Consider the following 14,025-nt stretch of genomic DNA (forward strand, 5'->3'; position numbering starts at 1 on the left):
GATATTGAACAGTTATAATAACTATTAATCCCTATCAGGGATTGAAACATTGCCAGTAGCAGAGACTTGCATAATCTCAGGAGGTTATAATAACTATTAATCCCTATCAGGGATTGAAACAAATAGTTTAAGCGACTTTTCGGTCGGGAATTTACTTGATCGTTATAATAACTATTAATCCCTATCAGGGATTGAAACATTCTTGTTGATTTTTGAAAAAGTATTTATCAAATATTGGGCGACGTTATAATAACTATTAATCCCTATCAGGGATTGAAACTTACAACTAACTCCGGGTCTGTCGCTGATGGTTATAATAACTATTAATCCCTATCAGGGATTGAAACCAAAGGCTTTTAAGAGGCCATAGAGGACAGATTTCTTAGAGGTTATAATAACTATTAATCCCTATCAGGGATTGAAACTAACAACTTAGAATTAAAGCTTGCAGATTCCATCAGTTATAATAACTATTAATCCCTATCAGGGATTGAAACACATTACCCACACCATAGGAATCTAATTCTATAGTTTTTGTTATAATAACTATTAATCCCTATCAGGGATTGAAACGGGGAGCTTCTGCCACAATATCAATATTGTGGGGGATGGACGTTATAATAACTATTAATCCCTATCAGGGATTGAAACTTCGCTGCGTAGAATCCTCTGAAGTTTACCCTTGCCGTTCTCGTTATAATAACTATTAATCCCTATCAGGGATTGAAACTCATAATCACCCAAACCTTCCCAGACAAGCTTCATATTAAGTTATAATAACTATTAATCCCTATCAGGGATTGAAACATAACCAAAACTGGCGATCGCCAAGGTTGTAAGATCGGTGTTATAATAACTATTAATCCCTATCAGGGATTGAAACCGTTGATTCAAGATATTGAAAGGGATCCCTCAAAAAGTTATAATAACTATTAATCCCTATCAGGGATTGAAACAAACCAAACCACATCGGCTAACTCTCTTAATCCTTTCCATGTTATAATAACTATTAATCCCTATCAGGGATTGAAACGTTCTGCTGCAATTTTCTTCAATCCCCAAATAGAGTTATAATAACTATTAATCCCTATCAGGGATTGAAACCTATAAATTTCACTACTGAGCCCTTTTTTTAGACTCAGTAGCTTAACTAGGATTTATTTGTCGGTTTTGGGTTTGTAAGTTGAAGCAACGTAGAGTTCCTTTAACTGTTTTTGGTCTACGCCAGAAGGTGCATTTGTTAATAAACAACCCGCTTGTTGAGTCTTCGGAAATGCGATCACATCTCGAATCGATTCCTCTCCCGATAATAACATTACTAATCGATCTAAACCGTAAGCAATACCGCCGTGAGGGGGAGTCCCGTATTCAAAAGCTTCTAATAAAAAGCCGAATTTATTGTAGGCTTCCTCCATGGTTAATCCAATAGTTGAAAATACTTTTTCTTGAATCTCTCGTTTATAAATCCGTAGACTACCACCGCCGATTTCATAGCCATTTAAGACTAAATCATAAGCTTGCGCTCTGGCGTGGGGTAAATCATTAATATCATCAAGATAGGGAGACGTGAAGGGGTGATGTAATGCTTCTAACCGTTTTTCATCTTCATTCCATTCAAACATCGGGAACTCAACAATCCACAATAAATTAATTTTATTAGCATCAATGAGTTCCAATTCTTTAGCCATAAATTGACGCAGACGGTCTAGGGTTTTATTCACCGTTGCAATATCTCCCGCCCCAAATAACAGTAAATCTCCCGGTTTTGCATTTGTCCGGGTCAGAATTTCCTGTTTTTGTTCGTTGCTTAAATTGTCTTTAATTGCGCCAATGGTATCAATCCCATCTTCTCGAACGCGAATAAAGGCTAACCCTTTTGCTCCCGCCTCACACGCTTCTTTAAAGATATCTCCACCGGGTTTAATTCGCATATTAGAAATGGCTTCATTTCCCCCAGGAATCGGTAATATTTTAACAATTCCGCCCGAAGCAACAGCCCCAGAAAACACTTTAAAGCCGCAATCTTTGACAATATCAGAAACATCGACTAACTCTAAACCATAGCGAGTATCCGGTTTATCACTTCCATAACGTTCTAGGGCTTCTTTATACGTTAAACGGGGGAAGGGAAGGGGAATTTCAACGCCTTTAACGGCTTTAAAAATATGAGCAACTAAGGCTTCATTTAACGCCAGAATTTGTTCCTGGGTCATGAAGCTCATTTCCATATCTAATTGGGTAAATTCCGGTTGTCGGTCGGCGCGTAAATCTTCATCTCGGAAACACCGGGCGATTTGATAATAGCGATCAAATCCCGATACCATTAATAATTGTTTGAACAGTTGGGGAGATTGGGGTAACGCAAACCATTCCCCCGGATTAACTCGACTAGGAACTAAATAATCCCTAGCCCCTTCGGGAGTTGAACGGGTGAGAATGGGGGTTTCTACTTCAATAAAATGCTCTTGATCTTCTAAGAAACGTCGCATGGCTTTAACGACTTCATGACGCAATTGTAAGTTGCGGGTCATGCGTTCTCGACGTAAATCTAAATAGCGATATTTGAGGCGTAAATCTTCTCGAACGCTTTCGGTTTCTGAGGCGGAAATTTGGAAAGGTAATTGTTTTCCGAGTGCATTGAGAAGTTGAATCTGATCGGCGTAAATTTCGATTTCCCCGGTGGCTAATTTGGGGTTGAGGGACTCTGGGGGGCGTTGGGAAACTCGCCCGGTAATTTTAACAACATATTCATTCCGCAGACTCTCGGCGGTGTTGTAGGAGTCGGGGGTGCGTTCAGGATCGCTGACAATTTGAACAATACCCGTGCGATCGCGTAAATCTAAAAAGATTACACCACCATGATCGCGGCGTCGATCAACCCATCCGCAGAGGGTAACAGTTTCGCCAATATCGGTAGATCGGAGATTGCCGCAGTAGTGGGTTCGCATGACTCTTAATGAAAGTTAGACTAAGGTTTAAATTAAATCAGGGCAACTTATCAGTATAGATTAAAGACCGTCACCCGTCATCCATTAGTTATTTGTTAAAAGTCAACCCTAAACGATTAACAGTCGTAGGGGTAAGGTAGGACGCAAAGTCCGTCAACTTAACCCACGTTAGCCCTGAACTCAAGTTCGGGCTAAAAGCGATCGGCATCTAAAGATGACTCAGATCATTCTTCATTAACCCGTTTTAACGGGTTTTAGCGTAGAGGGGGTTACATGGCGCGTCTCTCTACTGAAATTGATTTCAAGGCTTTTCAACTTAAGTTGACACTGATGACACAAGCCCCTACCCGTCAATCGTCAACACTCTATCTATTCTGGGTTTACAGGTAAACAAACGGTGAATAGGCTACCCTGACTTATTTTCGATTGAACGTGAATCGTGCCTCTGTGGGCTTCTACAATTCGTGAAACTAAATGCAATCCTAAACCACTTCCCGCTCGTTTATTATTTCCTTGGCGGAATCGTTCAAAGATAATCGCTTGATCTTCGGGAGACATCCCAACCCCGCTATCTTCCACTTCCAAAATCACTCCATCGGTGGGTTGATCTTGGGTATCGAGGAAAATCTTCTTGCGATCTAAACGAATTTCTATCGCACCCATATCCGTAAATTTAATCGCATTTCCCACTAAATTTGTCACCACCCGTCTGATTTCTAACGGATCACCCATAATAATCGGTGAGTCTGTTAAACAATTGCTAATCGGATTAAATTTAAGGGTTAATTCTTTTTCTTGAGCTAGGGGAGTCAGTTCTTGAATGACCTCTTGAATAATTTTCCCTAAATCAAAAGAGGAAAAGGTTAAGGTTTTGCGACCCGCTTCATACCGATAAACCTCCAGTAAAGTATTTACCATTTGTAATAAATTTTGATTACTGTTGATCATCGAGGTGATCGCGTCTTCAATGGTCGGTGAGATCTCTCCTAAAGCCCCCTGAAGAACCAAATGTAACATCCGATCTGCCGCGACTAGAGGAGTTCGTAGATCATGGGTGAGACGGGAGACAAAATCCTCCCTTTGGCGGGACATCGCCATCTGTTGATCAATGCTATGTTTAAGTCGAAGCAGCGATCGCACCCGTGCTAAAAGTTCATCAACCTCAACAGGTTTGCGAATAAAGTCATCTGCCCCTGCATCCAAGCCTTCGACCACACTGGAATGATCATGGGCCGTAATTAACAAAATGGGAATAAACGGAAGATGGGGATTAGTCCGAATCCGCCGAGTAACTTCATAGCCATCAATTCCCGGCATCATAACATCGAGTAATACTAAATCGGGAGGGTCGGCGTTAATAGAGGCTAATGCTGAACTTCCATCAGACTTACAGACAACTTCGTATCCTTCTTCAGCTAATATTGCCTCGATTAAAAATAAGTTATCCGGGGAATCATCAACGGCCAGAATTCGATCACTAGATTTTAAAGGGGGGGCAATAAAAAGGGACATGATTTTGAAAAACGTGTTTTTTACGCCAACTAAGTTACAAGATTAATCTTGTCGAGCACATTTGTTATTGATTTTAACAAAAAATCTGTCAATAATAAAGACAATGAGATCATTAAGGGAAAATCAACCATGAGTGAAATTCGTGTTGTCCTTGTAGAAGACCATGATTTGACACGGGTAGGCTTACGAACTGCCCTACAACAAGAAAATAATATTCAGGTTGTTGGGGAGGCAGCTAATGCTAAGAGTGGTTTAGAAATTCTTAAACAGACCCAGCCGGATATTGCCATTATTGATATTGGTTTACCGGATATGGATGGGATTGAATTAACTCAAAAATTTAAACAATATATCTCTAATGGAGGAGTTCGAGAAACAAAGGTTCTAATTTTAACGATGCACGATAATGATGATGCTGTTATGGGAGCCTTTGCTGCGGGTGCAGATTCTTACAGTGTTAAGGATGTTAGCATTGATAAACTTAAGGATGCTATTTACACAACTTTTGAAGGAAATGCTTGGATTGATCCGATCATTGCTCGCACTGTTCTGAAGCAGGCTAAGAAAAAACCACCGGAGGTTGTAGCACCTAGCGATATCAAAACTGTAACCATTAATGCGGTAGAAGCGGAATATCAAGATTTTCTGCAATCTTGCCCTTTAACTGAACGAGAATTAGAGGTTTTGGAATTAATTGTTGCTGGACGTAGTAACGCTGAAATTGCCGAAAAACTCTATATTACTGTGGGAACGGTTAAGACTCATGTTCGCAGTATTTTAAATAAGCTTTGTGCTGATGATCGCACACAGGCAGCAGTTCGTGCTTTACGTTCAGGTTGGATTGAGTAAGATTTTTTGATTGAGTTTAAGTTAGAATGAAGAGTTTTTTAACTATATTTTATTTGTTTTTTATAAAGTTACTAAAAAATTTTCTTCATTCTAACTATTTTCTGTCCTTTAATTTTCTATTTTTTGCAAAATACAAAAAATATTTTATAATTTTAATTATAACAAAAACTACTTTAATACAAATTGTTTAATTATCTAAAATAATTTAATTTATTCTTATCATAAAATGACAGTAAAAATGGAGACTTTATCTTTGCAAAATTTTATAAAATAAACAGGGTATAAATCAATTTTAAAATATTAGAAATATTTTTATTTTATGGCGACATTTAAAAATAGTATTAAAATCATTAAAAACAGTAAAAATATTCTTTAAATTATCCAATTTAAGGGTTTATTGATAACAATAACTTTGTGGTTTGAACGATCATAATTTTAAAGCATAAAAATTTCTCCCTGATTAAATTAATTTAACTAATACCCCAAAAAGTATCAGCTTTAACAGGATTATATTGAGGAAAATAATTGAAATTACAGGCAATAATTCTATAGGCTCATCCTTTTCTAGGTAGGGGAGATATAAAAATAAAATTTTTATCCTTTGTTGAAAATAGCCTGAAAATTTAAAAGCTTGAAGATCATTTGATTTTCACAAAAGTTAACTGATCAATGAGCCTTAAATTTTGAGTTTAAAATTTTAATGTTCATGGCAAAACTTACAACCTCAAACCTGTAAAACAGCAAGGTTGCTTAATTTAGAGAGGTTAACCCAATCAGCACTTAAACCACAGATTTAAACCGGATAAAACTAAAATCCTGTTCCCTGTACCGTATTTCCTCTTTCCGATTCGCTTAAGCTAAACAGAAAATTGGAAATATTGTTTAAATTTTGAGAGGGGGATTCTATCTTTCACTACAATTAAGGCAAGGATATGCTCCAGCCTGCTTAATTCACCAGGGGTTAAAACGCAGTTAAACTTACAATTTCCAGGGTTAATCCAGAGAATAAGCGATAACGCTTTGTAGCTACCTCTACCGCAAGATACATTTGTGCCCAATAGCAGGGTAAACCGTTGACGACATTCCGGGTAGCTATGTTACAATTGTTACCAAATAACTCCAGACTCAAAAGTAAAGTTGTTAACTTTAGCGAACTTAGGAATAAAGGATTAAATTCTATAAAAAATTAGAAAAAACTGAACATTAAAGTTTTTAAGGTTTAGTTTGTTAATCGTTTAAAAAAACACAAGTAGGATTTACATCATCAGACAGATAACGGTTATTCTGACTGGGGTTTACGATGTAACTTACAAGGGGGTTAACTTCCCCACGTTCTTAAAATGTACTAGAAATAGTATGTAAAAACAATCAATTCTGAGTTGAGATTAAATATTGGGAAAATAAGAAGATTTTAAGACTGTTTTTATCTCTAACAGTTCTAAAATTAACTAATTTTCACAGTTCCCTATTTTGCGGAATGCAAGTCAAAACTTATTCAATTCATTAAAAAAATTTTTCATGTCTACATCCTGGTCAAATTTTAATTCGTTGCCCTCAACAACAATTTTAGTCGTTGATGATTCGCCTGATATTTTATTTTTAGTAGAAGCTATTCTACAAGGGGCGGGCTATCATGTTAAATGTGCTGAAAATGGCTATATTGCTTTAGATCAAGTGAAAGACTCTCCTCCCGACCTGGTTATTGTCGATGTGATGATGCCCGGTTTAAGTGGCTATGATGTCATTCAAAGAATTTGCCAAAATTCGGAGTTACCTTTTATTCCAATTTTAGTCATGACGGCTTGTAGTTTTTTTGAAGTTAAACAGGAATCAAAAGGAGAAGCTAATGGTGTCATTTATAAACCCATTGATATTGATGAACTACTGAATCAAGTCAATATGATGCTCAAAATCAAACAAAAAAAGACTGAACATCAAAGGTGCTCGACGTTCAGAGAAAAGTCTGCTTAATCAATTGAATCTAAATCAATGTTAGCTGGAGCGGAATGAAATTTCCTCTTGCACAAAGACTTGAACTCGATTTAAACACTGTTGCAATTTTTCAACTAATTCCGTTGCACCCTCTAAAGTTTGTTCTTGAGCGAGATCTTCAAGTTGTTTCGCGATTTCTGGCATTTCTAAGACTGCTGCACTCGCACTTGAACCCTTCAACGCATGGGCCTGTTGTTTTATGCCGCTATAATCTTGATTCAGGATAGCTTGATGCAAATTCTGAATTCGGATTTGAGCTTGTTCGATGAACAAATTCAGCAGCCGGTGTTGCAGTTGAAGATTTCCTTTGAGTAAACGATTGAGACGTTCTAAATTGACAGGACTTTCGGCAAATGTCAAGGCACTCATAGGATTTGATTCTAAGGTAGAGGTTTCAAATGCAAAAGCAGGGTGTCGATCAGATGAATTCACCGACTGTAGAACCGAAAGACTCGGATCAGGGTCTGAGAGTTTGCAAGAACTCCAGCGCTGTAATATTTTTCCCAGAGCATTCAATTCTACAGGTTTACTAACATAATCATCCATTCCCGCTTCTATGCAACGTTCTCGATCCGAAGACATGGCACTGGCCGTGAGGGCGATTACGATTGGCTGTCGATGAATCAGGTCAGGATGCTGGCGTAAGCGCCGAGTGGCTTCATAGCCATCGAGAATAGGCATCTGACAGTCCATCAGAATCAGATCGTAATCTTTATAGGTTAATCGCTCTAAAACACTTTGTCCATTATTGACTAAATCGGCATCATAACCCAAAAGTTTAAGTTGACTCAAAATCACTTTTTGGTTAATCGGATCATCTTCTGCTAAAAGGATTTTCAGAGTATGAGCTTGCAGGTTAAACCGTTGATCGCGATTTTGAAACGATTCTATGCGATGGGTTTGATGCTGCCATTGATGTAGACGAGTTAAAATAGCCGGAGATTTCAGATTTAGGGTCAAAACCAAGGTTTGTAAAAAACGTAAAGGCGCGACGGGTTTTAATAAATAGCTATAATCTCCTAAATTAACCACTTGTTCCGCGCGATCGCGTTGATTGAGTTTACTCATTAAAATCATTTTAGTCGAGGATTTTTCATCACAATGATGTAAAGCCCGAACTAATTTAACCCCTTCTCGATTTAATAAAGGTAAATCAATTAAAATAATATCATAAGGATTACCTTTTTCAAGGGCTGTTTTCCAAACGGTTAAAGCCGTGTTTCCATCCTCGACTTCATCAATCTGAATTCCCCAAGTTTGAGCAAAGGAACAGATAGACTCACGAACTAAAGGATTACTATCAACTACTAATAATTTCACCTGTTCCAACTCTGGAACTCGGTTTGAAGCAATGGTTTCAGCTTTCGATAATTCTACATTAAACCAGAAATTAGACCCTTCACCTAAAGCACTTTCAAACCCAATTTCACCCCCCATCAGATCCACTAAATGTCGGCAGATAGATAGCCCTAACCCCGTCCCCCCATATTGACGGTTGGTGTTAGAACTTGCCAAAGAAAAGGGTTGAAAAATTTGAGCTTGTAAATCTTGAGCAATTCCAATTCCTGTATCTTTAACAGCAAACTTAACTTTGATTCTATCAGAATAGTTTGCCAATATTTTAAGCGTTAATATAACGTTACCTTTTTCGGTAAATTTAATCGCATTACTAATTAAATTCAGTAGAATTTGATGCAAACGTAAAGCATCACCCTTGAGTTGGCGGGGTAAATCGCTATCAATTTGGACAATTAACTCTAAGTTTTTTTCTTCGGCTTTGACCGTTAATAAATCAATCACCGTTTCCAGACAGCTATCTAAATCAAAATTGACCGTTTCTAAACGAGCTTCTCCCGCTTCTAGTTTAGAAAAATCCAAAATTTCATTAATAACCGTCAATAAATGTTGAGCACTACAATAAATCGTTGAGGTATAGTCCCGTTGTTGGGGAGTTAGTTGAGTCTCTAAGAGTAATTCAACCATCCCTAAAACCCCATTCATGGGAGTACGAATTTCATGGCTCATTTGAGCCAGAAAGTGAGATTTATGCCTAGCTGATTCTAAGGCGGCTTCCCGTTCTTCAATCAGTTGACTAATGGGTGTTGTTGCTAAAATTAAACCGCCGATTTTACCCGGCTTTTTATACCAAGGTTGAATCACCCAACTTTGTTGAAACTGGGTTCCATCCTCTCGTTCCCAAGTATCTTCTCCTTGAGAAATTGTTTCCCCTTTGAGTGCTTGTTGATGAGCTATTTTCCAGTCTAATTTGATATCGGGAAAGACTTCATAATGGCTTTTTCCAAGCAAGTTTTGATCTTCTAAGTTATATTGAGACAGCCAAATTTGAGAATAGGCTAAATAGCGCATTTGGGTATCAAAAATGGCGATCGCAATGGGAAATTGGAAAATCAGATCTCTAATCTCTACTATCCTCTGTTCCCAAACAAAGTTCGCATTTTCTACATAGCCATGCAGAAGTAAACCTTTAATTTTACCTTGGGGGTTTAACCAAGGATTAATATTCCAGTGAATTAACCCTTCTTCTGCATTCGCCAGTGAAACTAACTGTTGAAACTGAACGGATTTTTTTGTAGTTAAAACATATTCATAATGAGTTATCACTTCTGTTTCCATCGAGGGCGGAACAAATAACTTTAAGTAATTTTTACCCCAAACTTCATGACGTTGATATCCATAATGTTTTGCTGCACTAAGGTTCCATTGTTGAATGCAGTAATCAACGGATAAACCGATTACCATACAGTCAAGGTGTTCAATCATCGACTGTAATTCAGTTAAGCTCGCTTTCCAGCCCAAGGCTAGTTGTCTTTGTTGCCAAGCCCATCCTAAAGCAACTAAAACTAAACTGGTGAAAAAGAAGTATAAAATCACAACTGTAGGCTCACCGAATGAGTAAAAAAGGGGAAACAGGAGCTAACATACAGTTCAAGTCAATTAGGTATTTTTTGACCAAAGCTCCTAAAGTCTAGCCCAGGAAATTGTAGAATAGTTCGCCCGATTCAATTGGCTTCATAGACTGACTAAGATTAGGATTCCTAGAAATCTAAAAAATACCTTAACACAAATCAATAGAGTTTGGATGTACACGGTGTAACACGACTCAACTTCCAAAAACCTCGGATGGGAAATTCAGTTGAAATCAAACTAAACTCATTGATACCGAAAGATTAACAGTTGAAATCTGAGGGATGATCTGCAATTCATGGAAATTCGTTTACAGGAATTTAATCTATACACAACAGATCTAGGTAACTGAGTCAGTTACCTAGACAAAATTTATCAATTCGATTTTATAGGGCTCAACACCGGAACAAAACCCAATTAATGTTTATCGATCTCTTCTTTGACCGCATCTTTAACATTTTCCACCGTATGTTGTGCAGCAGCTTCTGTTTGCTTCATTTTTCCTTCTGCTTTATCTTCAGGATCGCCCGTAATATTTCCAGCCGCTTCTTGGACTTTTCCTTCTACATTTTTTAAGGTGGCTTTTCCTTTTTCTTCAGTGCTCATGATTATTGGTTTCTCCAAAATTAAATGGCTTAACTGTCTTGAGAATTAAATTCCGATTCAAAACAGCATTTATTAACTTTCTAAACAGTAATCAATTTTTATTGTTGTTTCCATCTATCCTCGGATGGATTAGTCCATTTCCTGGGTATTATTTAGTTCTGTAGGGTTTAATGTTAGAGATCGCTTAGGTTTAAATTCCCCGATTCTAATTCAGGATTAACTTGTTTTTGCAGTCTATCTTTCTTGAGGAAGATTTAAACCCAAAACAAGCAGATTCATAAGTTATAAATTCTGAGAGTTCTCTCACAAGGTAGATGTTTGGAATAAACAGACTCGTTTGAATAGGAAAGAGATTTGCAAATTAAAAAGGAGGTTTGAAAGTATGCCTAAGTTAAATATTGGTTTAACTGAAGAGCAAATGCAAGGGGTTATAGAATTATTAAATGCAGATATATCCAATATGTATCTGCTCTTAATCAAAACTAAAAAATACCATTGGGATGTGGTTGGGCCGCAATTTCGTACCCTACATCAACTCTGGGAAGAACATTATGAAGCCTTAACCGAAAATATTGATGTAACGGCGGAACGAGTTCGGACATTAGGGGGTTATCCGGTTGGGACGGCGGAAGGATTTTTAAAACTGGCTTCCATTGAAGAACACGCTGGAGATCTTCCAAACACAACCGAAATGGTTCAACGATTAGTGAATGATCATGAGCAAATTATTCGCAATCTTCGTGAACATATTGATCAATGTGCAGAAGAATTTCATGATGCAGGAACAGCCGATTTCCTAACAGGATTAATGGAGCAACATGAACAAATGGCCTGGATGTTGCGTTCCTTTATTGAAGGGGAAGGTTTAGAGTCTAATGGTAGACGCTCTAATGTCAATCAAAAAGCTGTTGCAGCCAGTGTGATGTAAAAAAATTTGACTTAAAAACGGTCTTTAAATAGTTATCAGTCCGCAATAAATCGCAATTTATTATCAAATTTTGAGTGAATTATTATCGCTCATTTAACACAATATAACATGAATTGTTCATTGTTGACTGATAACTATTTATTCCCAATCTTGCTCATTCAAGCTTTAGGAAAAAATCAATGGTTCCTTTAAACGATGAAAATCCGATCCGAATTACACCGATTGTTACTTATATATTAATCATAATTAATGTTCTGGTTTTTTTCTATGAACTGAGTTTAACTCCTCCTCAATTAGAAAAATTCTTTCAGTTGTATGCCGTCGTTCCTAATCAACTCAGTGCCAGTTTTGATGGGGTTTCTGTTGATCAATCCGTCCCCGAACCTTTTACTTTAATTTCCTCTCAATTCCTTCATGCTGGAATTATGCACGTCGGTTTTAATCTGTTATTTTTATGGATTTTTGGAAACAATATTGAGCAGGAATTAGGACACATTAAATTTTTAATTTTTTATATCCTTTGTGGAGCCTTGGCGGTTTTGACTCAATGGTTTTTCTCTCCTCAATCTTCGATTCCTTCTTTAGGAGCCAGTGGAGCGATCGCCGGAGTCATGGGAGCTTATATTCTCAAGTTTCCCCAAGCTAAAATATTAACCTTAATTCCATTAGGATTCTTTTTCTATACGATTCGAGTTCCTGCCATTTTTTTCCTAGGATTTTGGTTTGTACAACAAGCCTTTAATGGATTAATTTCATTAGGAGTTCCTGCTAATGTGGGAATGCAGCAAGGCGGTGTTGCCTATTGGGCACACGCTGGCGGATTCGTTTTCGGGGCAATTCTGGGGCCGTTATTAGGCTTATTTTCCCGTCCTTCCCCTGGAAGATATAACGAATATTGGCAGTAAGCTTAAATGATTTACAGATTGTATAAAGTTTTTTCTATATTTTTTTAAGATCTCTATTCAGCGAGTCTGGGTTGAGATCTTTTATTGTATTCAAAATAAGTTTAACTCTCGAATGTGGTAATTTGTCATCTGAGCTTAGGAATGCTAAAATACCTCATAATAAAGATGCCAATGGAGAATTGAGAAAATGCTATTTGCGCCCGTTGAAGGAAAAATGTGGGAGAAATCTTCCTCAAAACGTCAAAAAAAAATGTCGGATGGAGAAATTAATGATAAATACTCCTCCCAAGAAAACCGCATCCTAACTGAAATTAATCGTGAAAAGCTGCCTAGCTTTGCTGAGGCTTTAAAAAAAAACGGATATATGAATGTACAGCCCGTTTACCAAAGAAGACCTCGATGGGATGACAAGATGAAGTCACGATTAATTGAGTCATTCCTAATTAATATCCCTGTTCCACCCATTATTCTGTTTGAAATAGATTACAATTCTTATGAAGTCATGGATGGTCAACAGAGAATTACAGCAATTAAAGAGTTCTATGAAAACAAACTCAAACTAACAGGACTCGAACTTTGGCCAGAAATCAATGGACGTACTTATGATCAACTTCCAATTAAAGTTAAAGCAGGAATTGATCGTCGATCCATCTCATCTATTGTTATTATTGCAGAATCAACTTCTGATCCTGAAACAGCTTTGTTCCTCAAACAGAAAAGTTTTGAACGTTTTAATACCGGAGGCGTAGATTTAAGTCAGCAGGAAGTACGGAATTGTTTGTATCATGGGAAGTTTAATTCATTATTACTAGAATTATCTCGTAATCCTATCTTTACTCAATCTTGGGGAATTCCTATCGATGAAAATGACCCTGATTTATTAAACAATAATCTTTATAAAAAAATGGAAGATGCAGAATTAGTGCTTCGTTTCTTTGCCTTGAGAAATGTAGACCATTTTCAACGAGGAATGGAAGGATTTCTTGATCTTTATATGATCAAAAGTTCAAATTTTTCTGATGAGGATATTTTAATCCTAAAGGAAGTATTTTTAAAAACAATTAATCTAGCTTACCAAATTTATAACGATAATTTATTCAAACCCTTTGATCCAAAATCTAGGACTTGGAAGAAAGATTCCTATAAAGCTTATTATGATGCGGTCATGGTTGGATTTAATCGACATTTGGATAAAACTAAAATTTTAATTGATCAAAAAACAAAAATTATTGAAGAAACCCAGAAACTCTTTGAACGGGAAGAATCACGTCTTTTAACAGGAGGTGGAAAAAGTAAAGCAGAAATTCAACAACGAATCCAAATCTTTGATGATATGCTATCGCAGGTTATTGGAGAATAG

General features: G+C 37.1%; 9 protein-coding genes and 1 CRISPR repeat array (1 of these 10 cut by a window edge). Of the genes, 5 read left to right on the top strand and 4 right to left on the bottom strand.

Translation table 11 applies throughout. The features are described 5' to 3' along the window. Positions 1 to 1,104: direct repeats of the CRISPR family, unit length 37 nt; unit sequence GTTATAATAACTATTAATCCCTATCAGGGATTGAAAC; it begins 968 nt to the left of the window's first position. 53 nt (positions 1,105 to 1,157) lie between these two features. Further along, positions 1,158 to 2,948 carry an aspartate--tRNA ligase gene (gene aspS / locus NMK36_RS00895; RefSeq protein ID WP_254172793.1) on the bottom strand — a complete coding sequence of 597 codons (1,791 nt, stop codon included), beginning with the start codon at positions 2,946 to 2,948 and terminating at the stop codon, positions 1,158 to 1,160. 369 nt (positions 2,949 to 3,317) lie between these two features. Continuing rightward, the gene (locus tag NMK36_RS00900; protein ID WP_072718963.1) at positions 3,318 to 4,460 is read right to left on the bottom strand and encodes a sensor histidine kinase; all 1,143 of its coding nucleotides are present in this window, start codon (positions 4,458 to 4,460) and stop codon (positions 3,318 to 3,320) included. Between the two features lie 129 nt (positions 4,461 to 4,589). On the opposite strand from NMK36_RS00900, the gene NMK36_RS00905 reads away from it, so the two are divergent. Both NMK36_RS00905 and NMK36_RS00910 read left to right on the top strand, forming a co-directional pair. Further along, positions 4,590 to 5,309: a response regulator transcription factor gene (locus tag NMK36_RS00905; protein WP_072718964.1), complete on the top strand. Its 720-nt coding sequence runs from the start codon at positions 4,590 to 4,592 to the stop codon at positions 5,307 to 5,309. A gap of 1,518 nt (positions 5,310 to 6,827) precedes the next feature. Continuing rightward, entirely contained in the window at positions 6,828 to 7,280 is a 453-nt protein-coding gene (locus tag NMK36_RS00910) for a response regulator (protein WP_254172794.1), read from the top strand. A gap of 21 nt (positions 7,281 to 7,301) precedes the next feature. On the opposite strand, the gene NMK36_RS00915 is transcribed toward NMK36_RS00910, so the two are convergent. Then, complete coding sequence (locus NMK36_RS00915) at positions 7,302 to 10,193, bottom strand: response regulator (protein ID WP_083579978.1); 2,892 nt, start codon at positions 10,191 to 10,193, stop codon at positions 7,302 to 7,304. A gap of 450 nt (positions 10,194 to 10,643) precedes the next feature. Then, positions 10,644 to 10,832, bottom strand: coding sequence for a CsbD family protein (locus tag NMK36_RS00920; protein ID WP_072718966.1), 189 nt, complete (start codon positions 10,830 to 10,832; stop codon positions 10,644 to 10,646). Between the two features lie 382 nt (positions 10,833 to 11,214). On the opposite strand from NMK36_RS00920, the gene NMK36_RS00925 reads away from it, so the two are divergent. The 3 genes from NMK36_RS00925 (at position 11,215) to NMK36_RS00935 (ending at position 14,025) form a co-directional block, all read left to right on the top strand. Further along, on the top strand, positions 11,215 to 11,760 hold the full coding sequence (locus tag NMK36_RS00925; protein WP_254172795.1) for a Dps family protein: 546 nt from the start codon (positions 11,215 to 11,217) through the stop codon (positions 11,758 to 11,760). A 179-nt stretch (positions 11,761 to 11,939) separates the two neighbouring features. Then, the gene (locus NMK36_RS00930) at positions 11,940 to 12,665 is read left to right on the top strand and encodes a rhomboid family intramembrane serine protease (RefSeq protein WP_072718968.1); all 726 of its coding nucleotides are present in this window, start codon (positions 11,940 to 11,942) and stop codon (positions 12,663 to 12,665) included. Between the two features lie 187 nt (positions 12,666 to 12,852). Beyond that, positions 12,853 to 14,025, top strand: coding sequence for a GmrSD restriction endonuclease domain-containing protein (locus tag NMK36_RS00935; RefSeq protein ID WP_254172796.1), 1,173 nt, complete (start codon positions 12,853 to 12,855; stop codon positions 14,023 to 14,025).

The sequence above is a fragment of the Planktothrix pseudagardhii genome, assembly GCF_904830925.1.
In the GTDB taxonomy this organism is placed as follows: Bacteria; Cyanobacteriota; Cyanobacteriia; order Cyanobacteriales; family Microcoleaceae; genus Planktothrix; species Planktothrix tepida.

Bases quoted from the DNA above. Each gene is read 5' to 3' on its own strand.
- NMK36_RS00930 (WP_072718968.1), top strand. From the start codon at position 11,940: ATGGTTCCTTTAAACGATGAAAATCCGATCCGAATTACACCGATTGTT.
- NMK36_RS00900 (WP_072718963.1), bottom strand. From the start codon at position 4,460: ATGTCCCTTTTTATTGCCCCCCCTTTAAAATCTAGTGATCGAATTCTG.
- NMK36_RS00925 (WP_254172795.1), top strand. From the start codon at position 11,215: ATGCCTAAGTTAAATATTGGTTTAACTGAAGAGCAAATGCAAGGGGTT.
- NMK36_RS00935 (WP_254172796.1), top strand. From the start codon at position 12,853: ATGCTATTTGCGCCCGTTGAAGGAAAAATGTGGGAGAAATCTTCCTCA.
- aspS (WP_254172793.1), bottom strand. From the start codon at position 2,948: ATGCGAACCCACTACTGCGGCAATCTCCGATCTACCGATATTGGCGAA.
- NMK36_RS00910 (WP_254172794.1), top strand. From the start codon at position 6,828: ATGTCTACATCCTGGTCAAATTTTAATTCGTTGCCCTCAACAACAATT.
- NMK36_RS00905 (WP_072718964.1), top strand. From the start codon at position 4,590: ATGAGTGAAATTCGTGTTGTCCTTGTAGAAGACCATGATTTGACACGG.
- NMK36_RS00920 (WP_072718966.1), bottom strand. From the start codon at position 10,832: ATGAGCACTGAAGAAAAAGGAAAAGCCACCTTAAAAAATGTAGAAGGA.